Annotated in this window: 20 protein-coding genes; 10 read left to right on the top strand and 10 right to left on the bottom strand. The window is 73.1% G+C overall.

Annotated features, from left to right (window positions below; genetic code table 11):
* Nucleotides 1-51 precede the first annotated feature (51 nt).
* The 3 genes from NFX44_RS25900 to NFX44_RS25890 form a co-directional block, all read right to left on the bottom strand.
* On the bottom strand, nt 52-2,109 hold the full coding sequence (locus tag NFX44_RS25900) for a hypothetical protein (RefSeq protein ID WP_262286207.1): 2,058 nt from the start codon (nt 2,107-2,109) through the stop codon (nt 52-54).
* 363 nt (nt 2,110-2,472) lie between these two features.
* A complete protein-coding gene (locus NFX44_RS25895) occupies nt 2,473-4,329 on the bottom strand; it encodes a hypothetical protein (RefSeq protein ID WP_262286206.1) in 1,857 nt (618 codons plus the stop codon).
* 298 nt (nt 4,330-4,627) lie between these two features.
* Nucleotides 4,628-6,106, bottom strand: coding sequence for an aminopeptidase P family protein (locus NFX44_RS25890; RefSeq protein WP_262286205.1), 1,479 nt, complete (start codon nt 6,104-6,106; stop codon nt 4,628-4,630).
* Between the two features lie 111 nt (nt 6,107-6,217).
* Here NFX44_RS25890 and asnB point away from each other — a divergent pair, with 111 nt between their 5' ends.
* Complete coding sequence (gene asnB, locus NFX44_RS25885; protein ID WP_262286204.1) at nt 6,218-8,179, top strand: asparagine synthase (glutamine-hydrolyzing); 1,962 nt, start codon at nt 6,218-6,220, stop codon at nt 8,177-8,179.
* Nucleotides 8,180-8,239: 60 nt separating this feature from the next.
* On the opposite strand, the gene NFX44_RS25880 is transcribed toward asnB, so the two are convergent.
* On the bottom strand, nt 8,240-9,355 hold the full coding sequence (locus NFX44_RS25880) for a lytic polysaccharide monooxygenase (protein WP_262286203.1): 1,116 nt from the start codon (nt 9,353-9,355) through the stop codon (nt 8,240-8,242).
* A gap of 325 nt (nt 9,356-9,680) precedes the next feature.
* On the opposite strand from NFX44_RS25880, the gene NFX44_RS25875 reads away from it, so the two are divergent.
* Nucleotides 9,681-10,610 carry a carbohydrate kinase gene (locus tag NFX44_RS25875; RefSeq protein ID WP_262286202.1) on the top strand — a complete coding sequence of 310 codons (930 nt, stop codon included), beginning with the start codon at nt 9,681-9,683 and terminating at the stop codon, nt 10,608-10,610.
* Between the two features lie 13 nt (nt 10,611-10,623).
* On the opposite strand, the gene NFX44_RS25870 is transcribed toward NFX44_RS25875, so the two are convergent.
* Nucleotides 10,624-11,832, bottom strand: coding sequence for a multidrug effflux MFS transporter (locus tag NFX44_RS25870; protein WP_262286282.1), 1,209 nt, complete (start codon nt 11,830-11,832; stop codon nt 10,624-10,626).
* 93 nt (nt 11,833-11,925) lie between these two features.
* On the opposite strand from NFX44_RS25870, the gene NFX44_RS25865 reads away from it, so the two are divergent.
* On the top strand, nt 11,926-12,372 hold the full coding sequence (locus NFX44_RS25865; RefSeq protein WP_262286201.1) for a MarR family winged helix-turn-helix transcriptional regulator: 447 nt from the start codon (nt 11,926-11,928) through the stop codon (nt 12,370-12,372).
* A 15-nt stretch (nt 12,373-12,387) separates the two neighbouring features.
* Here NFX44_RS25865 and NFX44_RS25860 read toward each other — a convergent pair whose 3' ends face one another.
* Both NFX44_RS25860 and NFX44_RS25855 read right to left on the bottom strand, forming a co-directional pair.
* Nucleotides 12,388-13,218 (bottom strand): MBL fold metallo-hydrolase, encoded by an 831-nt coding sequence (locus tag NFX44_RS25860; RefSeq protein ID WP_262286200.1) that lies wholly within the window; start codon nt 13,216-13,218, stop codon nt 12,388-12,390.
* Entirely contained in the window at nt 13,215-13,619 is a 405-nt protein-coding gene (locus NFX44_RS25855; protein WP_262286199.1) for a thioesterase family protein, read from the bottom strand. Before NFX44_RS25855 ends, NFX44_RS25860 begins: the two co-directional genes overlap by 4 nt.
* A gap of 150 nt (nt 13,620-13,769) precedes the next feature.
* Between NFX44_RS25855 and NFX44_RS25850 the strand changes: the two genes are divergently transcribed.
* Nucleotides 13,770-14,891: a phosphatase PAP2 family protein gene (locus NFX44_RS25850; RefSeq protein WP_262286198.1), complete on the top strand. Its 1,122-nt coding sequence runs from the start codon at nt 13,770-13,772 to the stop codon at nt 14,889-14,891.
* Between the two features lie 65 nt (nt 14,892-14,956).
* Here the strand turns inward: NFX44_RS25850 and NFX44_RS25845 are convergent, their stop codons facing one another.
* The 3 genes from NFX44_RS25845 to NFX44_RS25835 form a co-directional block, all read right to left on the bottom strand.
* A complete protein-coding gene (locus NFX44_RS25845; RefSeq protein WP_262286197.1) occupies nt 14,957-16,375 on the bottom strand; it encodes a PH domain-containing protein in 1,419 nt (472 codons plus the stop codon).
* A gap of 269 nt (nt 16,376-16,644) precedes the next feature.
* Nucleotides 16,645-17,172 (bottom strand): PH domain-containing protein, encoded by a 528-nt coding sequence (locus NFX44_RS25840; protein WP_262286196.1) that lies wholly within the window; start codon nt 17,170-17,172, stop codon nt 16,645-16,647.
* Between the two features lie 22 nt (nt 17,173-17,194).
* Nucleotides 17,195-17,425: a hypothetical protein gene (locus NFX44_RS25835; protein WP_262286195.1), complete on the bottom strand. Its 231-nt coding sequence runs from the start codon at nt 17,423-17,425 to the stop codon at nt 17,195-17,197.
* 239 nt (nt 17,426-17,664) lie between these two features.
* Here NFX44_RS25835 and NFX44_RS25830 point away from each other — a divergent pair, with 239 nt between their 5' ends.
* From NFX44_RS25830 to NFX44_RS25805, 6 genes are all read left to right on the top strand, one after another.
* On the top strand, nt 17,665-18,771 hold the full coding sequence (locus NFX44_RS25830; protein WP_262286194.1) for a MoxR family ATPase: 1,107 nt from the start codon (nt 17,665-17,667) through the stop codon (nt 18,769-18,771).
* Entirely contained in the window at nt 18,750-19,742 is a 993-nt protein-coding gene (locus tag NFX44_RS25825) for a DUF58 domain-containing protein (RefSeq protein ID WP_262286281.1), read from the top strand. The genes NFX44_RS25830 and NFX44_RS25825 overlap by 22 nt, the downstream gene beginning before the upstream one ends.
* Nucleotides 19,739-20,689: a VWA domain-containing protein gene (locus NFX44_RS25820; protein WP_107079102.1), complete on the top strand. Its 951-nt coding sequence runs from the start codon at nt 19,739-19,741 to the stop codon at nt 20,687-20,689. Before NFX44_RS25825 ends, NFX44_RS25820 begins: the two co-directional genes overlap by 4 nt.
* 591 nt (nt 20,690-21,280) lie before the next feature.
* Nucleotides 21,281-21,985 (top strand): 3-oxoacyl-ACP reductase FabG, encoded by a 705-nt coding sequence (gene fabG, locus NFX44_RS25815; RefSeq protein WP_262286193.1) that lies wholly within the window; start codon nt 21,281-21,283, stop codon nt 21,983-21,985.
* A gap of 23 nt (nt 21,986-22,008) precedes the next feature.
* Complete coding sequence (gene fabI / locus NFX44_RS25810) at nt 22,009-22,776, top strand: enoyl-ACP reductase FabI (RefSeq protein WP_262286192.1); 768 nt, start codon at nt 22,009-22,011, stop codon at nt 22,774-22,776.
* 64 nt (nt 22,777-22,840) lie between these two features.
* Nucleotides 22,841-23,872 (top strand): ferrochelatase, encoded by a 1,032-nt coding sequence (locus NFX44_RS25805; protein ID WP_262286191.1) that lies wholly within the window; start codon nt 22,841-22,843, stop codon nt 23,870-23,872.

Raw genomic sequence — 23,872 nt, 5'->3', positions numbered from 1 at the left:
TCGGTGGCAGGGGGCCGGACGCTTGTGTCGAGCCGTTGCGTTGACCGTGGGTCAGTTGAAGCAGTCCTTGACGGTGCCGGCGCAGTTGGTCGGGTCGTTGTTGCTGACGGTGGACTTGTCGTCGAGCTTGACCTTGCCCTCGTTGTTGAGGATGCCGCCGGCGACGCGGTGGAGCTTGGCGGTGTCGGTGGCGGTGTTCTTGGTGACGTGGGTGTTGGTCAGGGTGACCTTGCCCTTGTTGTTGAAGATGCCGCCGCCGTTGAGGGCGGTGTTGCCCTTGACCTCGCTGTCCCGCAGCGTCAGGGTGGCGTTGTCGTCCTCGCCGTCCTCGTGGTCTTCCTTGAAGCCGTCCTTGAGCTTGACGTCGGTGTCGCCGTTGAAGATGCCGCCGCCGAAGCGGTTGGCGGTGTTGTCGACGATCTCGCTGTCGGAGATGGTGGCGGTGGCCTCCGACTCCTTGTTGTCGCGCTCCCTGTTGTCGCCGCCGTTGGAGGACCAGTCCTTCTTCTTGTCCTCGCCGCCGGTGTTGACGATGCCGCCGCCGTCCTTGTCGGCGTGGTTCTTGGCGACGACGACCTTGTCGAGCTTGAGGTCGGTGTCGACGGCGTAGATGCCGCCGCCGCTGTCGCAGGCGGTGTTGTTCTTGATCACGGTGAGGGTGATCGTGACGGTGCCGCCGGAGCTGAACAGGCCACCGCCGTTCTTGCCGGCCTTGTTGTCCTCGATGACGCTCTTGACCTCGTCCTTGCCGTGGTCGGAGCCGGTGATCTCGACGGTGCCGCCCTCGTCGCGGTCCTTGCGGTCCTTGTCGTGGCCGTCCTTGTCGTAGCTGCTGTTGCCGTAGCCGTCGTTCTCGTGGCCGTTCTTGTCGTGGTCGTCCTTCTTGCCCTTGCCGTTGGCGATGCCGCCGCCGTTGCCGCCGGCGGTGTTGTTGCTGATCTGGGTGTCCTTGACCTTGAGGATGCCCTCGTTGAAGATGCCGCCGCCGTCCTTCTGGGCGTGGTTGTTCTCGACCTTGCTGTCTTCGAGGTCGACCCGGCCGAAGTTGGCGATCGCACCGCCGTTGTTCTCGGCGTTGTTGCCGGTCAGCTTCACGTCCTTGAGGTGGGCGCTGCCGCCACGCTCGACCAGCAGGCCGCCGCCGTCGCCCTCGCCCTCGTCCTTCTTGCGGTCGTCCTGCTTGTCCTTGTCGCCCGACCACGAACCCGAGCCCGAGCCCTGTGCGCCCGGTCCGTTCTGCGCGGCCGGCGCGGCCAGTGCCACCGGCGCGGCCTGCACGGCCACTCCGGTCTGGGCGGCGGGCGCCATCTGCATGCCTGGCCCGCCCTGTGCGGCCGGGGCAGCCGCGGCGCCCGGCACGCCACCAGGCGCGCCCGCGGCACCCGGCGCACCGCCTGGCGCGCCACCGGGCGCCCCCGCGGCACCCGGCGCACCGCCCGGTGCGCCCTGCGAGCCGGAGCCCTGCCAGCCGGAGCCCGAGCCGGAGTCCGACCCCGAGCCGTACTTGAACTCGGCGGCATTGCCGTCCTTGATGGTGAGGTCCTTCAGCTTCAGGTCACCACCGTCGGCGACCCGGAAGATCCGGAACGCGTCCTCGGAGTCCCGCTTGATCGTCGAGCCGTTGCCCTTGATCGTGATGTCCTGCTCGATCGTCGGCAGACCGGTACCCGACTTCTTGTCGGCGAAGCTCAGCTCGTAGGTGCAGCGCTCGGCCAGCTTCAGCGTGCCGCCGTGATCCCGGTTCGCCAGATCGACCGCCTCGACCAGCTCCTCGTCGTCACACGGCACCTCCCGGACCTTCCCGTGATCCTCGCCGTCCGGGTCCCACTCACCCCGGTCCCGGCCCTCCTCACCCTTGTCCCGGTCCTTGTCCTTGTCCTTGTCGTCACGGCCCTTCTCGCCGTCGTCACTGGTGAGCTGGGCGGTCGACCACTTCACGTCGGCGAGCCGGTGCGGGCCCGTGACCCCGGTGGTCGCGTACGCCACGCCCGCGAGGCTGACCGCTCCAGTCAGGCCCACGACGCCGGTGGCGAGCCACAGCCGGCGGCGCCGGAGCGGGGAGATCGTCTCACGGGAGGCGTCATCGTTATTGCGAAGGTAGTTGGACATCGGAGCTCTCTGCCCTCTCCTTGTACCCGACAAGGTCGCTTCGCCACAGCGAGGCGGCCTCCGCTACAAATCGGTTGTAGCTGCTGAAGACCAACGTATGAGAAGGTTCTTCACCTCGTGCCCATATACGAAAAAAACCCGCAAACGGGGTGGGTCGGGCGGCGGGGGGTGCAGAGGGAACCGCAGGTGCGGGAGGGCGCCGGTCGGCGAAGGAGGCTCGGTGCAGGCGTAAGGCCGCCGGACGCTATGGAGGGCCCGTACGGGACGGGAGCACGACGAACCACCCGGTGGTGACGCGGGGGGCAGGGGAGCCCCTCCCCGCCGTGGCGCGGCGGAAAGGGACTCCCCGGGTTATGTGGTGGTTCAGTTGAAGCAGTCTTCGACGGTGTTGGCGCAGTTGGTGGGGTCGTTGTTGGTGATGGTGGACTTGTCGTCGAGCTTGACCTTGCCCTCGTTGTTGAGGACGCCGCCGGCGACGCGGTGGAGCTTGGCGGTGTCGGTGGCGGTGTTCTTGGTGACGTGGGTCTTGGTCAGGGTGACCTTGCCCTTGTTGTTGAAGATGCCGCCGCCGTTGAGGGCGGTGTTGTTCTTGATTTCGGTGTCGCGCAGGGTGAGGGTGGCGTTGTCGTCCTTCTGGTCGTGGCGCTCGGTGAAGCCGTCTTCGACCTTGACGAGCCATTCGCCGTTGAAGATGCCGCCGCCGAAGCGGTTGGCGGTGTTGTCGACGATGGTGCTGTCGGAGATGGTGGCGGTGGCGTCTTCCTTGTCGTTGGGGTAGCCCCAGTGCTTGCCGCCGGTGTTGACGATGCCGCCGCCGTTGCCGTCGGCGTGGTTCTTGGCGACGAGGACGTGGTCGAGCTTGAGGACGGTGTTCTCGGCGTAGATGCCGCCGCCGTTCTCGCAGGCGGTGTTGCCGGTGATGGCGGTGAAGCTGATGGTGACGAAGCCGCCGGAGCTGAACAGGCCGCCGCCGCTCTTGCCGGCGCGGTTGTCCGACAGGGTGCTCTTGACGGCGTCCTTGCCGTGGTCGGAGCCGACGATTTCGACGGTGCCCTCGTCGTGCTCGTCCTTGTTCTTGTCGTAGGGGTTCTCGATGCTGTTCTGGCCGTACGGGTCGTGCTTGGTGTTGTCGCCCTTGCCGTTGGCGATGCCGCCGCCGTTGCCGCCGGCGGTGTTGTTGTCGATGTGGGATTCCTCGACCTTGAGCACGCCGCGGTTGAAGATGCCGCCGCCGTCCTTCTGGGCGTGGTTGTTGGTGACCTTGCTGTCTTCGAGGTGGACGCGGCCGAAGTTGGCGATGGCGCCGCCGTTCTCCTCGGCGTTGTTGTCGGTCAGCTTCACCTTGATCAGGTTGGCGCTGCCACCCCGCTCGACCAGCAGGGCGCCACCGTCACCCTCGCCCTGCTTGTCCTTGTCCTTGTCCTTGTCCTTGTCCTTGCCGTTGTCCGACGACCCCGAACCCTGGGAGCCGGAGTCCTGGCCCACCGGAGCACCCTGGCCCACCGGAGCACCCTGGGCGACCGGCGCCCCCATGACGACCGGCGCCCCCATGACGGCCGGCGCGTCCATGACGGCCGGCCCGCCGGGAACCTGCGGTCCGCCGCCGCCGTACTTGAAGGCGGTGGCGTTGCCGCCCTTGACCGTGAGGTCCTTCAGGGTCAGGTCGCCGCCGTCGACCACCCGGAAGATCCGGAAGGTGTCCTCGGAGTCCCGCTTGATCGTCGAGCCGTTGCCCTTGATCGTGATGTCCTGCTTGATCTCCGGCAGGGCCGCGCCGAACTTGCGGTCCTTCTCGCCCAGCTCGTAGGTGCAGTTCTCGGCCAGCTTCAGCGTGCCGCCGTGATCCCGGTTCGCCAGATCGAGCGCCTCGACCAGCTCGTCGTCGTCACACGGCACCTCCCGGACCTTCCCGTGATCCCCGCCGTCCGCGTCCCACTCACCGCGGTCCCGGCCGTCCTTGCCCTTGTCCCCGTCCTTGCCGTCCTCGTGGTCGCCCTTGTCGGCGTCGGAGGCGTGCTGCGGCGCGGCCACGCGGTTCTCGGCCACGCGGTTCGGAGTGCCGGACTTGTCGTTGTCGCGGGCCGCGAGGCCACCGAGTGCCGCCAGCCCGACGACGCCGGTCAGTCCGGCCACGCCGGTGGCGACCAGGAGGGCCCGCCGCCTGTTCGTCGACGGGGTCATCGGGGCCCCGCCGTCGCTGTTCGTTACGTCGTTGGACATCAGAGCCTTCCGCCCTTTCGGTCTACCTAAAGGGGTCGCACCGCCCCAGGTCGAGCGACCAGCTACAAATCGGTTGCAGCCTCTGATTGCCACCGTATGAGAAGGATCCTCGCGACGCGGACGGATCCGAAGAAATCGCGCATTTGACTCACATCCGGCTGCGTGGCCTCAGCGGGGGGCGTAGCGACACCGGGCGGCCGTGAGGGGCGCAAACGACGACGGGCCCGGCACCGGCGTCGTTACCGCGAGAAACCTCGCAGACGCCGGCGGCGGGCCCGCCGGGGGTCGTGCCTGTCGGTCAGCCGGGCAGGCGGGGGCCGGCCTCGCGCTGCTCGGCCAGCCAGGTCTCCACCTCGTCGGATCGGCGCGGCAGGCCGGCCGAGAGGTTCACCGGGCCGTCGGCCGTGACCAGGATGTCGTCCTCGATGCGTACGCCGATGCCGCGCAGCTCCTCGGGGACCAGCTCGTCCTCGGGCTGGAAGTAGAGCCCCGGCTCGACGGTGAGCACGTAGCCCTCGCCGAGCGGCCCGTCCCGGTAGGTCTCCTTGCGGGCGTTGGCGCAGTCGTGCACGTCGATGCCGAGCATGTGGCTGGTGCCGTGCAGCGTCCAGCGGCGGTAGACCGTCGACGCCGGGTCCATGGCCTCGTCGACGCTCACCGGCAGCAGGCCGAGGTCCTTCAGCGCCTCGGCGAGCACCCGCATGGCGGTGAGGTGCACCTCGCGGAACGCCACGCCCGGCTTGATCACGTCGATACCGGCCTGCTGGGCGGCGTAGACGGCGTCGTAGACCTGGCGCTGGAGCGGGGTGAACCGGCCGTCGACCGGGAACACCCGGGTGACGTCGGCGGTGTAGAGGTTGCGGTTCTCCACGCCCATGTCCATGAGCAGCAGCTCGCCCGGGCGGGTCGCGCCGTGGTTGTGCACCCAGTGCAGGATCGTGGCGTGCTCGCCGGCCCCGACGATCGAGCCGTAGCCCACGTCGTTGCCGTCGTGGCGGGCGCGCAGCGCGAAGACGCCCTCGAGGAGCCGCTCGGAGACCGCCCGGTCGGCCGGGAGCGCCCGGGCCACGTCCTCGAAGCCGCGGACGGTGGCGTCGCACGCCTCCTGGAGCTGGGCGATCTCCCACTCGTCCTTGACCAGCTTCAGCTCGGAGATCGCGATGGCGAGCTCCCGGTCGCGGCCCGGCTGCCCCTCGGCCCGCGCCCCGTCGTACGGCCGCACCGCACCGTCCACCCGGGCGTCGAAGCCGCGCAGCACCCGGGTGCGGCCCGGCGCCAGCTCGGCCAGCGCCGCGTCCAGCTCGGTCAGGTCGGCCGTCGGCAGCCCCAGCTCGGTCGACTTCTCCTTCAGCGTCGGCCGCCGGCCCACCCACAGCTCGCCGTGCCGGCTGCGGAAGAACTCGTCGGTCGCGCGGGACGACCGGGGCCGCATGAACAGGGTGGCCTCGCCGCCCGGCCGGAGCACGAGCACGCTGTCCGGCTCCAGGTCGCCGGTCAGGTACGCGAAGTCGCTGCCCGGCCGGAACCGGTGGTCGGTGTCGTTGGCGCGTACCTTCTCGGTGCCGGTCGGGATGACAAGTGTCTCGCCCGGGAAGGCCTCGGCCAGCGCGGCCCGCCGCTTGGCGTGGTTGGGCACCTCCGGCCGGGGACCGACCGGCAGCTCCGTGTCCCGCCAGCCCTGCCGCATGAAGGACAGGAACGCCTCCGGAAAGTCCGGGTCGTGCGATTCGGTGCCGTCCGCCGGCTTGCCCTGCTGCTGTGCCCGCTCCTCGGCCATGATCCGCCTCCTTGCGCCTCGTCGCTGGTGCAGACGGTACCGTGCGCGTGGGAGCGGGAAGTGCCTGCGGTGCCGCGACGGTGGCTTCCGGCGCGTGGAAAGATGACCACCATGTGCGGACTCCTGGCCTTTTTCAGCGCGCGCGGTGACGCCGCCGCTCACCGCGACCACATCGCCGGAGCACTGGAGTGCCTGCATCACCGCGGCCCGGACGAGACCGGGGTCGAGGTGGTCGGCGACGCCTCCGGGAGGTACGCGGACGGGGTGTTCGCGCACAAGCGGCTGGCGATCATCGACGTGGCGCTCAGCCACGAGCCGCTGCCCTACGCGAACGAGCGTTACCTGCTCACGTTCAACGGCGAGATCTACAACTACATCGAACTGCGGGACGAGCTGATCCGCGACCACGGCGCGCAGTTCGCCACCAACGGCGACGGCGAGGTGATCGTGGCCGGCTACCACTACTGGGGTGAGCAGGTGCTCACCCGGCTGCGCGGCATGTTCGCCTTCGTGATCTGGGACCGGCAGGAGCGGCGGGCCTTCGGCGCGCGGGACTACTTCGGCATCAAGCCGCTGCACTACCTGGAGACCCAGGACGGGCTCTACCTGGCCTCGGAGAAGAAGGCGCTGCTGCCCTTCGCGCACTCGGCGTACCAGGGCGACGCGGGCATCGACGCCGCCAACCTGAGCCACTACCTGACCCTCCAGTACGTCCCGGAGCCGGGCACGCTGCACAAGGGGATCAGCCGGATCGGGTCGGGGGAGTACCTGACCTGGACGCCGGGTGGCCGGATCGAGGTGCGCCGGTGGTACCGGCCGGTGTTCCGGCCGGCCCCGGTCTCCGACGAGCAGAAGCTCTACCACGAGATCCGGGAGACGCTGCGGGAGAGCGTCCGGATGCACATGCGCTCCGACGTGCCGGTCGGCTCGTTCCTCTCCAGCGGCATCGACTCGACGGCCGTGGTGGCCCTGGCCAGGGAGTTCAACCCGAACATCCTCACCTTCACGGTCGGCTACGACGTGCCGGGCTACTCCGAGATCGACGTGGCGCAGGACTCGGCCCGGCACCTCGACGTGACCACGATCCCGACCAAGATCGGGCCGCAGGACATGATCGACGCGTTGCCGAAGATCGTCTGGCACCTGGACGACCCGGTGGCCGACCCGGCCCTGGTGCCGCTCTACTTCGTGGCGAAGAAGGCCGCCGAGCACGTCACCGTGGTGCTCTCCGGCGAGGGCGCGGACGAGTTCTTCGGCGGCTACACGATCTACCGGGAGCCGCTGTCGCTCAACGCGGTCAACAGCCTGCCGGGCGGCGTGCAGAAGGGCCTGCGGGCGGTTTCCAAGGCGATCCCCCAGGGTGTGAAGGGCAAGAGCTTCCTGGAGCGGGGCACCACCCCGATCGAGGAGCGCTACTACGGCAATGCCCGGATGTTCACCGAGGAGGAGAAGCAGCACCTGCTGCGCCGCTACGACCCCTCGGTCCGCTACACCGACGTCACCGCGCCGATCTACGCCGAGGCCACCGAGCTGGACGACGTCACCAAGATGCAGTACGTCGACCTCTACACCTGGCTGCGCGGCGACATCCTGGTCAAGGCCGACCGGATCTCGATGGCGCACTCGCTGGAGGTCCGGGTGCCCTTCCTCGACCGCGAGGTGTTCAACGTGGCGGCCGGGATCCCGGTCGACCTGAAGCTGCCGCCCCGCTCCGAGGCGACCAAGTACGCGATGCGCCAGGCCCTGCAGGGCGTGGTGCCGCCGGCCATCGTCAACCGCAAGAAGCTGGGCTTCCCGACGCCGACCCGGGTGTGGCTGCGCGGCGAGATGTACGAGTGGGCCCGGCACGTGCTGGCCACCTCCGGCGCGGGCGACCTCATCGACCTGTCGTACGCCATGCGGCTGCTGGAGGAGCACAAGCGGGAGGAGGCGGACCACTCCCGCAAGGTGTGGACCGTGCTGATCTTCTGCATCTGGCACGCCATCTTCGTGGCGAAGACCCTGGACCCGGGCATCCAGCGCAACCAGTCCGCCCTGCTCACCAAGCCGGTGGTCGGCAGCATGGTCCGTTGACGCGGATGTGACGGAAGGGCCCCCGGGGACGTGTCCCCGGGGGCCCTTCTCAGGTCCGGGTCACCGACCGGTGCAGGTGACCGTGGGCAGGGTGTTCGTGCCGGAGACGTTCGCGGTGAAGCCGAACGTGGTGGTGCCCTCCGGTGGGACGCTCCCGTTGTACGCGGCGTTGGTGACCGTCACCGCGGCCCCGCTGCCGCTCACCGTGCCGTTCCAGAGCTGGGTGATGCTCTGGCCGCTGGGCCAGGTCCAGTTCGCGGTCCAGCCGGCGTAGGTCCGGGTGCTGTGGTTCATGATCATGACCTCGCCCTGGAAGCCGCCCTGCCAGGCGCTGACCACCTTGTACACCGCCATGCAGGTGCCGGACGGCATGGTCGGGGTCGGCGTCGGGCTCGTCGGGGTCGGGGTGGGCGTCGGGGTGGTGGGCGTCGGCGTGGGCGTCGTGGGGGTCGGTGACGCCGTCCCGCCGGAGCCGATGCCGGTCACCTCGCCGTTGCCGCCGTCGAAGGTCACGTCCGAGCAGCCGAAGAAGTTCTCCTGGCTGTCCGAGCGGACCCAGCGGGAGTAGATGATGTGCCGGCCGCTCTTGTTGGCCGGCAGGTTGCCGGTGAAGTAGTAGTGCCCGTCGTTCGTGCCGGGCGAGCCGACCGACGGCGGGTTGGTCACCTGGAGGAACGGCTGCTCCTCCAGGTCGCTCCAGGCCAGCGGCCGCGTCGGGCTCCAGCTGTCCTTCGTGACGTAGAAGTAGAAGGTGCCCGGGTGGTGGGCCCAGTTGCTGTAGCGGAACTCCATGCTCCGCCCGGCCGTCAGGTGGGTGACCGGCCAGTCGGTGCGGGCCTGGTCGTAGCCGGTGAAGTTCGGGTTGCCGCCGCTGCACAGCTTGCCGTCGGGGATGAACCCGACGGTCCGGCCGCCCGCGTCGGAGCGCAGCACGCTGAACCAGTTGTAGAGCGAGTTGGTGCCGCTCTCGGCCACCGCCGCCGAGCAGGCGGGGTTGCTCGGCCTGATCTCCCCGGTCGGGGTGAGGCCGTCCTTCCAGCACAGGTAGGTCCGGGCGCCCGGGGTCATCGCCGCGCCGTGCGCGGCGGCCGGGTCGGAGCCGGTGGCCAGGGCGAACGCGCCCAGGGCCAGGGTGGCGGCCGCGGCGAGCAGCGCGGCCGTACGGGATCGGTGCACGGAATCTCCTGACTCGCGGGACGCGACCCGCACGGCCGGCCCCGCTGCGACGAGCGGATGCGACGATCGCGGTGCCACGCCCGGCGGCCGGAGTGCGGCCGGGGCCGTCGGGGGGACGCGCACCGCCTCGGTCCATGCCACGGACCGTCAGTGCCCTCGCGTCGGCTCGACCCGGCGGCGCGGCAGCCCCCGCGCCCTCCCGGCACGCGCAATCCCATCACGTCCGGTCATCCCGCGCAATAGCCATCCGTCGATGCGGGAGTCTCGTCGCGCCGGGACCCCGCCATGCGCCAGGATCGGAGGTACACCGACGGAGGGAGCCAGGATGGGGTACGCGGTGGTGCTCGGCGAGGCGCTGGTCGACCTGCTCGACGCCGAGCACGACGGGGAGCCCGTCTTCCGGCAGGCGATCGGCGGGGGGCCGTTGAACGTGGCCGTGGCGGTGGCCCGGCTCGGCGGTGACGTCCAGTTCGTCGGCTCGCTCGGTGACGACCCGCTCGCCGCGCGGATCCGCGCCTTCCTGGGCGCCGCCGGTGTGGGGCTGGACGGGGCGGTCACCGTGCCGGCGCCCACGGCGCTCGCGGTGGCCACCTTCGCCGGCCCGGAACCGGACTTCCGCTTCTACGGCGAACCCCGGTCGTACGCGCTGCTCACCGCCGACGACCTGGACGTCGCCCTGGTCGAGGGCGCGCAGGTGCTCTACTGCGGCTCGATCGTGCTGCTCGACGCGCCGGTGCTGGCCGCCGCCCGCCGGGCCTGGGCGATGGCCGGTGCGCTGCGGGTGTTCGACCCGAACGTGCGCCCGAGCCTGCTCACCGGCCCGGGCGCGCTGGACGACCTGCGTGCCGTGGTCGCCGAGTTCGCGGCGAGCGCCCACCTGGTCAAGCTGAGCGCCGCCGACGCGCGCCACCTCTACCCGCGTGAGCCGGTCGAGGGCGTCGCCGCGTACCTGCGGGAGTTGGGCGCGGGGACCGTGGTGGTCACCCTGGGCGCGGACGGCGCGCTGGTCGCCGCCGCCGACGACGTGGTACGCGTTCCCGCGCCGAAGGTCGACGCGGTGGACGCCACGGGCGCGGGCGACTCGGTGATGGGCGCGCTCGTCGCCGACCTGCTGCACGCGGGTGAGCCGGTGGACCCGACCGGCTGGCGGGACCGGGTGGCCTTCGCCCTGCGGGTGGCCGGCCTGGTCTGCGAGTCGCCCGGCGGGGCCACCGCCATGCCCACCCGGGAGGCGGTCGCCAACCGGTTCCGCTGACCCGCCGTGCGGATCAGCGGGGGCGGGCCAGGGCGAGCACGGCGGTGACGGAGAGGGCGGCCGCGGCGGCCAGCACCACGGCCATCGGCACGGCGCTGCCCTCGCCGCCGAGCCCGACCAGGGGTGCGGCGACCGCGCCGAGCACCGACTGCACGCCGCCCATCAGCGCGGCGGCGGTGCCGGCGTGCCGGGCGTGCGCGTCCAGCGCCAGCGCGGTGCTGTTCGGCGTCACCATGCCCAGCGAGCCGACGAAGGCGAACAGCGCCACCGCGACCACGGCGACGCTGCCGGCGAGCGCCCCGGTCAGCACCCCGGCCGCGGCCACCACGCCGACCACGAGCGCGGTGACCAGCAGCCGGCGTGGGCTGAACCGGTCGAGCAGCCGGGCGTTCGCCTGCCCGGTGGCCACCAGGGCGAGCGCGTTGAGGCCGAAGATCAGGCTGAACGCCACGGCGGAGACGCCGAAGACGTCCTGGAACACGAACGACGACCCGGAGATGTACGCGAACAGCCCGGCGAAGGCGAAGCCCTGGGTCAGCGCGTACCCGAGGTAGACCCGGTCGGCGACCAGCGACCGCATGGTCCGGGCGGTGGCGGCCAGGCCGCCGGTGCTGCGGCGCTCGGCCGGCAGCGTCTCGGGCAGGCGCAGGGCCACCGCGACGGACAGCAGCAGCCCGATGGCGGCCAGGGTGAGGAAGACCGCCCGCCAGTCCCCCCACCGCAGCACCAGGCTGCCCACGCTCGGCGCGGCCACCGGCGCGACGCCGAAGACCAGGGTGAGGCGGGAGAAGTACTTCGCGGCCTCGCGGCCGGCGTAGAGGTCGCGGACCACCGCCCGGGCGACCACCACCCCCATGCCGCCGGCCAGGCCCTGGACGAACCGCGCGGCGGCCAGCAGCGGCGCGTTCGGTGCCAGGGCGCAGACGAGCGCGAGCACGGTGTACGCGACGACGCCGATCAGCACCGGGCGGCGCCGCCCCCACCGGTCGCTGAGCGGGCCGGTGACGAACTGGCCGACCGCGAGGCCGATCAGGCAGGTGGTCAGCGAGAGTTGGATGCCGGCCTGGTCGGCGTTGAGGTCGCGGGTCATCGCCGGGAACGCCGGGAGGTACATGTCCAGCGAGAGCGGGCCGATCGCGGTGAGCGTGCCGAGCAGCACCAGCAGGGTCGCGCCGCCCCGTGCTTGCCGTGGATCGATGGTCGGGCGCGCGACGGTCCGCACGGTCTGGCTCACGAAGGTTCCCCCTGAAATGGACGATTCCGGGTAACCTTAACTCTGTATCCAGAACTATTGCGATGTGAAGAAGGTGACCCCGTGCCGACCGACGAGGCCGTCGCGCGCTTCGGGGCCGTGCTGGGGGAACTGCACCGGCTGGTCCGCCGCAAGGTCGTCGCCCGGGCCAACCGGGACGCCCTGCCCGAGGCGCAGGTGGAGGTGTTGCACCTGGTCCGGGGCGAGCCGGGGATCAGCGGCAAGGAGGTCGCGCGGCGGCTGGGCACCGCGCCGAACACGGTCAGCACCCTGGTCCGCGACCTCACCGACGCCGGGCTGCTGGCGCGCGACCGCGACCCCGAGGACCGCCGGGTGGTGCGGCTCACCCTCACCGAGGCCGCCAGCGTCCGGATGGCCGACTACGCGGCCCACCGCAGGGCCCTGCTCACCGAGGCCCTGGCCACCCTCGACCCGCCGGCCCGTGCGGCGATCCTCGCCGCCGCCCCGCACCTCGACGCCCTGCTCGGCGCCCTGCGCGCCCGCCCCTGACCCCGCCCCGGGCGGTCAGGCGGTGCCGTCGAGCTCGGCGTAACCGCGCCGGGCCGCGATGAGGCCCGGCCGGGCGCCGAACGGCGACTCGGCGGCCACCCGCTCGGGCGGGGCGGAACCGGTGTGGCCGGCCCGGATCAGCCACGCCTGTCGGGCGAGGTCGGCGTGCTGGGCCCGGACGAACTCCACGTCGACCGGTTCGCCGTGCCCCGGCACCACAAGCGTGGCCGGCGTGGTCAGCCGGAGCAGCGCGGCCACCGCGTCCGGCCACTGCACCGGGTACGACTCCTCGAAGGCCGGCGGGCCGCTCTGCTCCACCAGATCGCCGGCGACCAGCACGTCCGCGTCCGGGACGTGCACCACCAGGTCGGCGTCGGTGTGGCCGTGCCCGGGATGGTGCAGCACCACCCGCCGGCCGCCCACGTCGAGCACCGCCTCCCCGTGCACCGGGTGGGTCGGGGCCAGCAGCTCGGTGCGGGCCAGCTCGGCGGCGAGTTCCGGCTGCTCCGCGCGCATCTCCTCGGACGCGGCCCGGCGCAGCTCGTCCGGATGGTCGCGGAGCACCGCGGCGGCCTGGGCGTGCGCGTAGACCGGGCGGGGCGGGTCGGCGGCCAGGGCGGCGTTGCCGAAGCAGTGGTCGAAGTGGTGGTGGGTGTTGACGACCGTCCACGGGTGCGGGGTGACCGCCCGGGCCGCCTCCGCCAGCTCCCGGGCCTGCCCGGCGGTGGAGAGGGTGTCCACGATCAGCGCCGCGCCGTCACCCACCACCAGCGTCACGTTGACGTGCAGGAGCGGGTCGCGCAGCACGTGCACGCGGTCGGCGACCTCGACGAACCGGGCGGTCATGACGCCCGCACGGTGCGCTCGACGAAGCGCTGCCGGTCGACCAGGGCCCGCTCGACCCGCCCGGTGGCCACCACCTCGTTGCCGTCGGTCACGATCACCTCGAAGGCCAGCCGCCGGCCGTCGACCTTGACCAGTTCCGCCCGGGCGGCCACCGTCCGCCCGACCGGCGTGGCCGCGCGATGTTCCAGCTCGACGCGGGTGCCGACCGTCGTCGACCCGGACGGCAGCCGGGTCGCGACCGCCGCCACGGTGGCCGCCTCGGCCAGCGCGAGGACCCGGGGCGTGCCGAGCACCGGCACGTCGCCCGAGCCCACCGCCTGCGCGGTGTCCGTGTCGGTGACGGTCAGCTCGACCCGGGCGGTCAGGCCCGGGGCGAAGGGCGAGTCCGGCTGCTCCTGCATGGGCCGAGCCTAGTGCAGCGGCCCCGGGGCCCGGGCGGCGTCCGGACCGGCGCAGCGGCCCCCTCGCCGGAGCCCGGACAGGGGTGACCGGCCCCGGCGGCGGGCGGTCGGCGTCGGCGGTCCCGTCGCACGCCGTTAACCTTGTCCGCGATGGCCGTGCTGACTGACCCCCCGCCCCCCGCCCCCGCCGGACCGACCGCGTCCCCCGACGGCGGGCGCCGTCGCGTGGTGGCGATGGAGATCTGGGGATTCGCCTTCGTGGCGGCCTGGTTCGCCATCGGCCTGCCGACCGACCCGGCGTACGCGTTCCTCTGGATCTGGGCGGGCACCATCGCCTGGCACTCGTCCCGCCCGTGGCGCAGCCACCTGCGCTTCGCCCGGGACTGGATCCCGGTCGTGCTGCTGCTGGCCGCGTACAACCTCTCCCGGGGGTTCGCCGACAACGGCGCGACGCCGCACGCCATGGAGCTGATCGTCGCCGACCGGTTCCTGACCGGCTGGGCCACCGGCGGGGAGGTGCCCACGATCTGGCTCCAGCAGCACCTCTACCGGCCCGACCAGGTGCACTGGTGGGACGTGGCGGTCAGCTGGATCTACTTCTCGCACTTCGTGGCGACGCTCGCCGCGGCCGCGGTGCTCTGGCTGCGCGACCGGACGCGCTGGGGCGCGTACATGCGGCGGTGGGGCTTCCTCTGCGCGGCCGGGCTGGCCACCTACTTCCTGTACCCGGCCGCCCCGCCGTGGTGGGCGGCCCAGAACGGGCTGCTCTCCGACGTCGCGCGGATCTCCACCCGGGGCTGGAAGGAGATCGGCATGCACGGCGCGGGCAACCTGCTCAACGCCGGCCAGATCGCCTCCAACCCGGTGGCCGCCATGCCGTCGCTGCACACCGCGTTCGCCCTGTTCGTGGTCCTGTTCTTCCTGCGCGCGACCCGGAAGCGCTGGTGGCCGCTGCTGCTGGCGTATCCGCTGGCGATGACCTTCACGCTGATCTACAGCGGCGAGCACTACCTGATCGACGTGCTGGTCGGCTGGGCGTACGTCGGCCTGACCTTCCTGGTGGTCGGGCTGGCCGAGCGCTGGTGGGCGGCCCGCCGGGCCCGCCGCGCCCCGCTCGCCCCGGCCACGCAGGCGGCACCGACCGCCGACCCGACCCAACCGGTCGACACCGAGCCGACCAGGCCGGCCGACGCCGAGCCGACCAGGCCGGCCGAGGCCGAGCCGACCCGACCGGCGGGCGCCGATCCGGCCACCGTGCCGGCGGAGCACTGACCGTCCGCCGGCTCCGAGCGGCTCATGCCCGCCCGGTGGTGCCGGCGGAGCGCTGACCGGCCGGCTCAGCCCGGCCGGCCCGGGCCGCTCCGCCGGGCGGTGTGCGCCCGCGCGGTCAGCTCCGCCGCCAGCTCCCACGCCTCGGCCAGGTCCCGGTCCAGCGCCGCCGCGCCCGAGCCGCCGGCGGTGTCCGCGTGCACGGTGGCCAGCCGCAGCCGCCGCTGCGCCGGGCCCTGGGTCACCCGCACGCTCTGGATCCGGGCGTACGGCACCATCGTCAAGCGGCGGGTCAGCAGCCCGGACCGGGCCACGAAGACCCGCTCGTCGAGGCCGGCGCCGACCCTCGTCCGGCTCAGCGGGCGCAGCCAGCGGGCCCGCCGGGGCGGCAGCGTGGCGGGCAGCGCCCCCAGCCGGACGCCGGGGAGCACCTCCGCGACGACCAGCTCGCCGGTGGGCGCGTCGCCGACCGGCAGCAGCCGGTCCGGGCGGTTGCGGTCGTCCGGCTCGGCGCCCGAGTAGCCGGCCACCTCCAGCCGCAGCCGCAGCCAGCCCTTCATCCGCCAGAGCAGCGGCCAGGTCACCCCGACGGTCTGCACCCGGTGCAGCGGCACGGTCTGCACCCGCGTCTCCAGCAGCCCGTTGCGCACCCGCAGCGTGTCGCCGTCCCGGTCGAGCCGGAAGCTCCAGTCGTCGAGCACCCGGCGGACCGGTTGCAGCAGGACGCCGGCCATGGCGGTCAGCGTGCTGGCCACCGCGATGAACGACCAGGACCCCTCGGAGAGGAACTGCGCCACCACGAACGCCACACCGAACGGGAGCAGGAACGCCTGCGGGGTGAGCAGCTGGCTCACCAGCAGGTCGCGGTTGCGGACGTGGTGCAGCAGCCGCCCGGCCGGGGCGGGCGCGGGCGGCGTGCCGGCGGCGGGCGGGGCGGTCTCGGGGGCGCGGCCGGCCACCGCGAGCAGCCGGTGCCGCAGCGCGCTCGCCTCGGCCACGCTCAGGTACGCCAGCGGCGCCTCGGTCTTGCCGCCGCCGACCACCTCCAGCCGCAGCTCGGCCAGCCCGGTGAGCTGCGCGAGCAGCGGCCGGACCACCTCCACGGCCTGCAGCCGCTCCAGCGGGATCGCCCGGGTACGCCGCCAGAGCAGCCCCTCGTGCACACGCAGCTCCCGCCCCACCACGTGGTAGCCGGTGTTCCACCAGCTGATCACCGACAGCACGGTGGCGCCGAGGACGAAGACCGCGACCAGCACGGCGAACCAGCCGAAGCCGACCCGGGACAGCGTCGACCAGGAGAGGCCGGCGATCACCACGACCAGCGACTTCGCGCCGTGCAGCGCCGGGCTCAGGGGGTGCAGCCGCTGCCGCGGCTCCTCCCCGGTCGGCTGCGGGGCCCCCGGGCCGCCGGGCGGGTGCGTCGCGAGCGGCCCCCACGGGCCGGCCCCGGGCGGCGCGGGATGACCCGCACCCGGCCAGGGTGGCACAGGTGGCCCGTAGCCGGGTGGCGGCGCCGGATGCCCGGCACCCGGCCAGGACGGCGCGGGTGGCCCGTAGCCGGGCGGCGGCGCGGGTGGTCCGTACCCGGGTGGGGGCGCGGGTGGCCCGTGGCCGGGAGGGGGCACCGGGTGGGCGTACCCCGGTTGCGGTGGCCAGGGGTGGCCGTTCCGGGGCGGCTCGGCGGCCGGCGGCGGTGCGGCGGCGGGCGGGTGCGGCGGCGGCGGGGCGCCGGGGTCCGGCTCGGCCGGGCCGTCGCTCACAGCCCCTCCGCCCGGTCCTCGCCCAGCGCGGTGAGCCGGTCCCGCAGCCGGGACGCCTCGGCCGGCCGCAGGCCCGGCACCCGGGCGTCGCTCGCCGCCGCGGCGGTGTGCAGCTGCACGGTGGCCAGGTCGAAGGCGCGCTCCAGCGGCCCCGCGCTCACGTCGACGAACTGCATCCGGGAGTACGGCACGATGGACAGCCGCCGCACCAGCAGGCCGTGCCGGACCAGCAGGTCGTCGGCCCGCTCGGCGTAGCCCCAGGCGCGCACCGCGCGGACGATGGTGACCGCCCGCCAGGCGGCCAGCAGCAGCGCCAGGCCCAGGGCGGCACCGAGCAGCCAGTGGCCGGCGACCGCCCAGGCGACGCCGAGCGCCACCAGCGCCACGGCGAGGCCGATGCCGAGCCGGATCAGCTCCACCCAGATCAGGTCGCGGGAGATCGGCTGCCACCGGACGGTGTCCGGCCAGGGCTCAAGAGGTCCGGTCGGGGCCGGCGGCCGGCCGGCGAGGTCGTCACCGTTCACCGGCTGATCCCGCTGCGCTCGCTCACGATCCGAGCGTAGGCGATCCGGGCACCGGTACGACCTCGCGCAGGAAGCCGCGTGCGTCGAGGAAGTCGCCCAGCGACCCGCGATGGGCGGGGCAGGCCAGCCAGGTCTTGCGCCGCTCGGGCGGGTGCAGGCGGGGATTGTTCCAGCGCAGCTCCCACACGGCGGGCGCGCGACACCCCCGCGCCGAGCAGACGAGCGCGTCGTCGGGGGGAGTGGGAGTGGTCACCGGGGCGAGTCTAGAGCCGCACGCCGGGAGCTTTAGCGCCGGGCGGCCACGGGGGGAGCCGCCCGGCGACGGGGTGAATCGTACACACGCCGGACCCCTTGTTGTCCACCCGTGTTCAGGGTTTTCCGTGCCGGAGGACGGCGCGGCGAAAATCGTCCCTCTCCCGCCCTCGCCTCTCAGCAAGGCATGACAGTCTTGATACGCACCACGCCCGACGACGACCATGCTGTGGAGGACCGGTGGCCCAGCCGACCACGCCCGACGCCCCGACCCCGACCGAGGCCGCGCCGGACGCGCCGCCGCCGGCGACCACCACCCCGGCGCAGGACGCCACCCTGCTGGAGCGGGCGCTGTTCGAGATCAAGCGGGTGATCGTCGGTCAGGACCGGATGGTCGAGCGGATGTTCGTGGCCCTGCTCGCCCGGGGCCACTGCCTGCTGGAGGGGGTGCCCGGCGTCGCCAAGACGCTGGCCGTGGAGACCCTGGCCAAGGTGGTCGGCGGGTCGTTCGCGCGGGTCCAGTTCACTCCCGACCTGGTGCCGGCCGACATCATGGGCACCCGGATCTACCGGCAGTCCAGCGAGAAGTTCGACGTCGAGCTGGGCCCGGTCTTCGTCAACTTCCTGCTCGCCGACGAGATCAACCGCGCTCCGGCCAAGGTGCAGTCGGCGCTGCTGGAGGTGATGAGCGAGCGGCAGGTGTCCATCGGTGGCGAGACCCACCGGGTGCCCGACCCGTTCCTGGTGATGGCCACCCAGAACCCGATCGAGCAGGAGGGCGTCTACCCGCTGCCGGAGGCGCAGCGGGACCGGTTCCTCATGAAGATCGTGGTGGGCTACCCGACCGACGCCGAGGAGCGCGAGATCGTCTACCGGATGGGCGTCGCCCCGCCCGAGCCGGCCCGGGTCTTCGACACCCCGGACCTGATCGCGCTCCAGCACAAGGCCGACCAGGTCTTCGTGCACAACGCGCTTGTCGACTACGCGGTCCGGCTGGTCCTGGCCACCCGCGCCCCCGCCGAGCACGGCATGCCCGACGTGGCGCAGCTCATCCAGTACGGCGCGAGCCCGCGCGCCTCGCTCGGCCTGGTCCGGGCCACCCGGGCGCTGGCCCTGCTGCGCGGCCGGGACTACGCCCTGCCGCAGGACGTGCAGGACATCGCCCCGGACATCCTGCGGCACCGGCTCGTGCTCAGCTACGACGCGCTCGCCGACGACGTGCCGGCCGACCACATCGTGCACCGGGTGATGTCGACCATCCCGCTGCCCGCGGTCGCGCCCCGCCAGCAGGCCACGCCGCCCCCACCGGCCGTCCCGCACGGCGGCTGGCCCGGGCAGCGGCCGTGACCCCACCCACCCGGCTGCCGGCCAGCGGCGAGCGTTCCGGGGCCGTCCTCGCCCGGCTGCAGCTCATGGTCACCCGCAAGCTCGACGGGCTGCTCCAGGGCGACTACGCCGGGCTGCTGCCCGGCCCGGGCAGCGAGGCGGGGGAGTCCCGCGAGTACCGCCCCGGCGACGACGTGCGCCGCATGGACTGGCCGGTCACCGCCCGCACCACCATGCCGCACGTCCGGCGTACGGTGGCCGACCGGGAGCTGGAGACCTGGCTGGCGGTCGACCTCTCGGCCAGCCTGGACTTCGGCACCGGGCAGTGGCTCAAGCGGGACGTGGTGGTCGCCGCGGCGGCCGCCCTGGCCCACCTGACTGTCCGGGGCGGCAACCGGATCGGCGCGGTGGTCGGCACGGGCACACCGGCGCCGGCCGGCCGGTGGCGGGGCGGCTCCCCGCCGGCCGGGCCGGGGACGCTGCGGCGGCTGCCCGCCCGGGCCGGGCGCAAGGAGGCGCAGGGGCTGCTGCGGGCCATCGCCGACACCGAGATCCGGCCCGGTCGCAGCGATCTCGGCGCCCTCGTCGACATGCTCAACCGCCCGCCGCGCCGGCGGGGCGTCGCCGTGGTGATCTCCGACTTCCTCGCGCCGCCGCAGCAGTGGAGCCGGCCGGTCCGTAAGCTGCGGGTCCGGCACGACGTGCTGGCCGTCGAGGTGGTCGACCCGCGCGAGCTGGAACTGCCCGACGTGGGGGTGCTGCCGGTGGTCGACCCGGAGACCGGGGAGCTGCACGAGGTGCAGACCGCCGACCCGGGCCTGCGCCGGCGGTACGCCGAGTCGGCGGCCGCCCAGCGCGCGGCGATCGCCGCCGAGCTGCGCAGTGCCGGCGCGGCACACCTGCGCCTGCGTACCGACCGAGACTGGCTGCTGGACATGGTGCGTTTCGTGGCCGCGCAGCGGCACGCCCGTACCCGAGGGACGACTCGATGATCCGTTTTCTCCAACCGTGGTGGTTGCTGGCCGTGCTGCCGGTGCTCGCCCTGGCCGCCGCGTACGTCTGGCGGCAGCTGCACCGCCGGCAGTACGCCATGCGGTTCACCAATGTGGACCTGCTGCGCACCCTGGCGCCCAAGGGGCTGGGCTGGCGGCGGCACGCGGCGGCCACCGCGTTCCTGCTCTGCCTGCTGGTGCTCGCCACCGGGCTGGCCCGGCCGGCGATCGACACCAAGGAGCCCCTCGAACGGGCGACCGTGATGCTCGCCATCGACGTGTCGCTGTCGATGCAGGCCGACGACGTGGCGCCGAACCGCCTGGAGGCGGCGCAGGAGGCGGCCAAGCAGTTCGTCGGCGAGCTGCCGGAGAGCTACAACCTCGGGCTGGTCTCGTTCGCCAAGTCGGCGAACGTGCTGGTGCCGCCCACGAAGGACCGGGGCGCGGTGACCACGGCGATCGACGGGCTGGTGCTGGCCGAGGCGACCGCCACGGGCGAGGCCGTCTTCACCTGCCTGGAGGCGATCCGCTCGGTGCCGGCGGACGGCGCGGCCGGCATCCCGCCGGCCCGGATCGTGCTGCTGTCCGACGGCTACCGGACCTCGGGCCGTTCGGTGGAGGAGGCGGCCGCCGCGGCGCAGGCGGCCAACGTGCCGGTGTCGACCATCGCGTTCGGCACCGACTCCGGGCAGGTGGACATCGGCGGCCAGCTCCAGCGGGTGCCGGTGGACCGGATGGCGCTGTCGCAGCTCGCGGAGACGACTCAGGGCTACTTCTACGAGGCCGCCTCGGTCAGCGAGCTGAAGCAGGTCTACCAGGACATGGGCAGCTCGATCGGGTTCCGGACCGAGCCGCGGGAGATCACCCAGTGGTACGCGGGGATCGCGCTGCTCCTCGCGCTCTGCGCGGGAGGGCTGAGCCTGCTCTGGTCGTCCCGCCTGATCTGAGGCGGGCGGCCGGTGCCCGGCCGGCGGTGGTCAGTGACCGCCGCCGGCCAGGACGAAGAGGACGGCCACCCAGACGGCGGCGAGGGTGAAGCCCAGCGGGGCGACGTAACGGCTCATGGGACTGCTCCGTGGCGACGGCGGTCCGGCGGGCCGGACCGCGGGGGTGGATCAGGGCGTACGCACACGAAGTCGTGACCGGGGTGCTCTGCCGGCCGCGCGCCACGGTCCCCGGCGGACGGCCGGGGAGACGGGGTGGTGCGGCGGGGCGGGGGAGCGGGGTCAGCCGCGCCGACTGAGTCGTGGCTCAGCGGGACTGACGGTCGGCCCGGCCACGACTGGGAGGATCGCTATCTCGCACAGCGATCACCTCCTGCGGTCGGCGGGGCTCGACGATGCGGGCGATCGACTGCCCGCAAACGTCGATCATCGTACACCCGGCACAGCGGCGGCACGCACTCGGCCGACCGGTCCACCGCGCTCGCCCGACCGGCCGCCGGACCGGCCGCCGACCTGGCACGGGTTAGCGCTTACCCCCCGGTAACCCCTAGGCTCGCCAGCGATTGGGAGATCAGCTGAGCAGAGGGGGAACCCGTGGCCCGTACCGTGCTGGTGACCGGCGGAAACCGGGGAATCGGCCTGGCCATCGCGCAGGCCTTCGCCAAGCAGGGCGACCGGGTGGCGGTGACCCACCGCGGCGGCGAGGCCCCGGCGGGGCTGTTCGGCGTGAAGTGTGACGTGACCGACGCCGAGGCGGTGGACGCGGCCTTCGCCGCCGTCGAGGCCGAACTCGGCCCGGTCGAGGTGCTGGTGGCCAACGCCGGCATCACCGACGACACGCTGCTCCTGCGGATGTCCGAGGAGCAGTTCACCCGGGTGCTCGACACCAACCTGACCGGCGCGTTCCGGGTCGCCAAGCGGGCCTCGACGAAGATGCTCCGGGCCCGGTGGGGTCGGATGATCTTCATCTCCTCGGTCGTCGGCCTGGCCGGCGGTGCGGGGCAGGTCAACTACGCGGCCAGCAAGGCGGGCCTGGTCGGCGTGGCCCGGTCGATCACCCGCGAGCTGGGCAGCCGCAACATCACGGCGAACGTGGTGGCGCCCGGCTTCATCGACACCGACATGACCGCCGGCCTCCCCGAGGAGCGCAAGGCGGAGATCCGCAAGTCGATCCCGGCGGGCCGGATGGCCAGCCCGGAGGAGGTCGCGGCGGCCGTCACCTGGCTCGCCTCGGACGCGGCCGCGTACATCTCCGGCGCCGTCATCCCGGTCGACGGCGGCCTGGGCATGGGTCACTGAGAACGTACGGAGGGAACTGCACAATGTCCGGACTCCTGGCCGGTAAGCGGCTGCTGGTCACCGGCGTCATCACCGACGCCTCGATCGCCTTCTCGGTGGCGAAGCTCGCCCAGGAGAACGGCGCGCAGGTCGTGCTCACCGGCTACGGCCGGCTCTCCCTGGTCGAGCGGATCGCCAAGCGGCTGCCCGAACCGGCGCCGGTGATCGAGCTGGACGTCACCAGCACCGAGCACCTGGCCGGCCTGGCCGACAAGGTGCGCGAGCACGTCGACGGCCTCGACGGGGTGGTGCACTCGATCGGCTTCGCCCCGCAGAGCTGCCTCGGCGGCGGCTTCCTCGACGCGCCGTGGGAGGACGTGGCGACCGCGCTCCAGGTCTCCACCTACTCGTACAAGTCCCTGGCCATGGCGGCGCTGCCGCTCATGTCGGCGGGCGGCGCCGTGGTGGGCCTCACCTTCGACGCCACCAAGGCGTGGCCGGTCTACGACTGGATGGGCGTGGCCAAGGCCGGGCTGGAGTCCGCCTCCCGCTACCTGGCCCTGCACCTGGGCAAGCAGGGCATCCGCAGCAACCTGGTGGCCGCCGGTCCGCTGCGCACCATCGCCGCCAAGTCCATCCCCGGCTTCGACCAGTTCGAGGACGCCTGGGCCGAGCGCGCCCCGCTGGGCTGGGACCTCACCGACCAGGAGCCGGCCGCCCGGGCCTGCCTGGCGCTGCTGTCCGACTGGTTCCCCGCCACCACCGGCGAGATCGTCCACGTCGACGGCGGCTACCACGCCATCGGCGCCTGAGACCCGGACCGCACGTCCCGGGGTAGCCGCCGGACCGTCCCGGCCGTCGGGGGAGAATGGGGCCATGGCGTACGACGCGTTGGTGCTGGTCTCCTTCGGCGGCCCGGAGCGGCCCGAGGACGTGCTGCCCTTCCTGCAGAACGTGACCCGGGGGCGGGGCGTGCCGCCCGAGCGGCTCGCCGAGGTCGCCGAGCACTACCTGCACTTCGGCGGGGTGTCCCCGATCAACCAGCAGTGCCGCGACCTGCTCGCGGCGATCCGCGAGGACTTCGCCGCCAACGGCGTCGACCTGCCGGTCTATTGGGGCAACCGCAACTGGGACCCGATGCTCGCCGACACGGTGGCGCAGATGCGCGACGACGGCGTCCAGCGGGCCCTGGCCTTCGTCACCAGCGCCTACGGCGGCTACTCCTCCTGCCGGCAGTACCAGGAGGACATCGCCGCGGCCCGGGCCGCGGTCGGCCCGGACGCCCCGCTCATCGAGAAGCTGCGCCAGTTCTGGGACCATCCGGGCTTCGTCGAGCCGCACGCCGACGCGGTGCGGGCCGCGCTCGCGCAGCTCGACCCGGCCCGGCGGGACAGCACCCGGCTCGTGTTCACCGCGCACTCCGTGCCGGTGTCGGCGGCCGCCACCGCCGGTCCGCACGGCGGCCGGTACACCGCCCAGCTCGCCGAGACCGCCCGGCTCGTGCACGCCGCCGCCGCGCCCGACCTGCCGTACGACCTGGTCTGGCAGAGCCGCTCCGGGCCGCCGCAGGTGCCGTGGCTGGAGCCGGACATCAACGACCACCTGGCCGCGCTGGCCGGCGAGGGCGTCACCGGCGTGGTGGTCAGCCCGATCGGGTTCGTCTCCGACCACCTCGAGGTGGTCTGGGACCTGGACACCGAGGCCCTCGACACGGCCAAGCAGCTCGGCCTGGACTTCGTCCGCGCCGGCACGCCGGGCACCGACCCGCGGTTCGTGGCGATGGTCCGCGAGCTGGTGCGGGAACGGAACGACCCGGACGGCCGGCGGTACTTCCGCCGCCTCGGCGAACTGCCCACCTGGGACACCTGCCCGGCGCTGTGCTGCGTGCCCCCCTCCCGCCGGCCCTGA

It is taken from the genome of Micromonospora sp. MA102 (genome assembly GCF_025460765.1).
Taxonomy (GTDB): domain Bacteria; phylum Actinomycetota; class Actinomycetes; order Mycobacteriales; family Micromonosporaceae; genus Micromonospora; species Micromonospora halotolerans.
The sequence above is the reverse complement of the archived record's forward strand: the minus strand, read 5'-3'. Positions and strand labels throughout refer to the sequence as shown.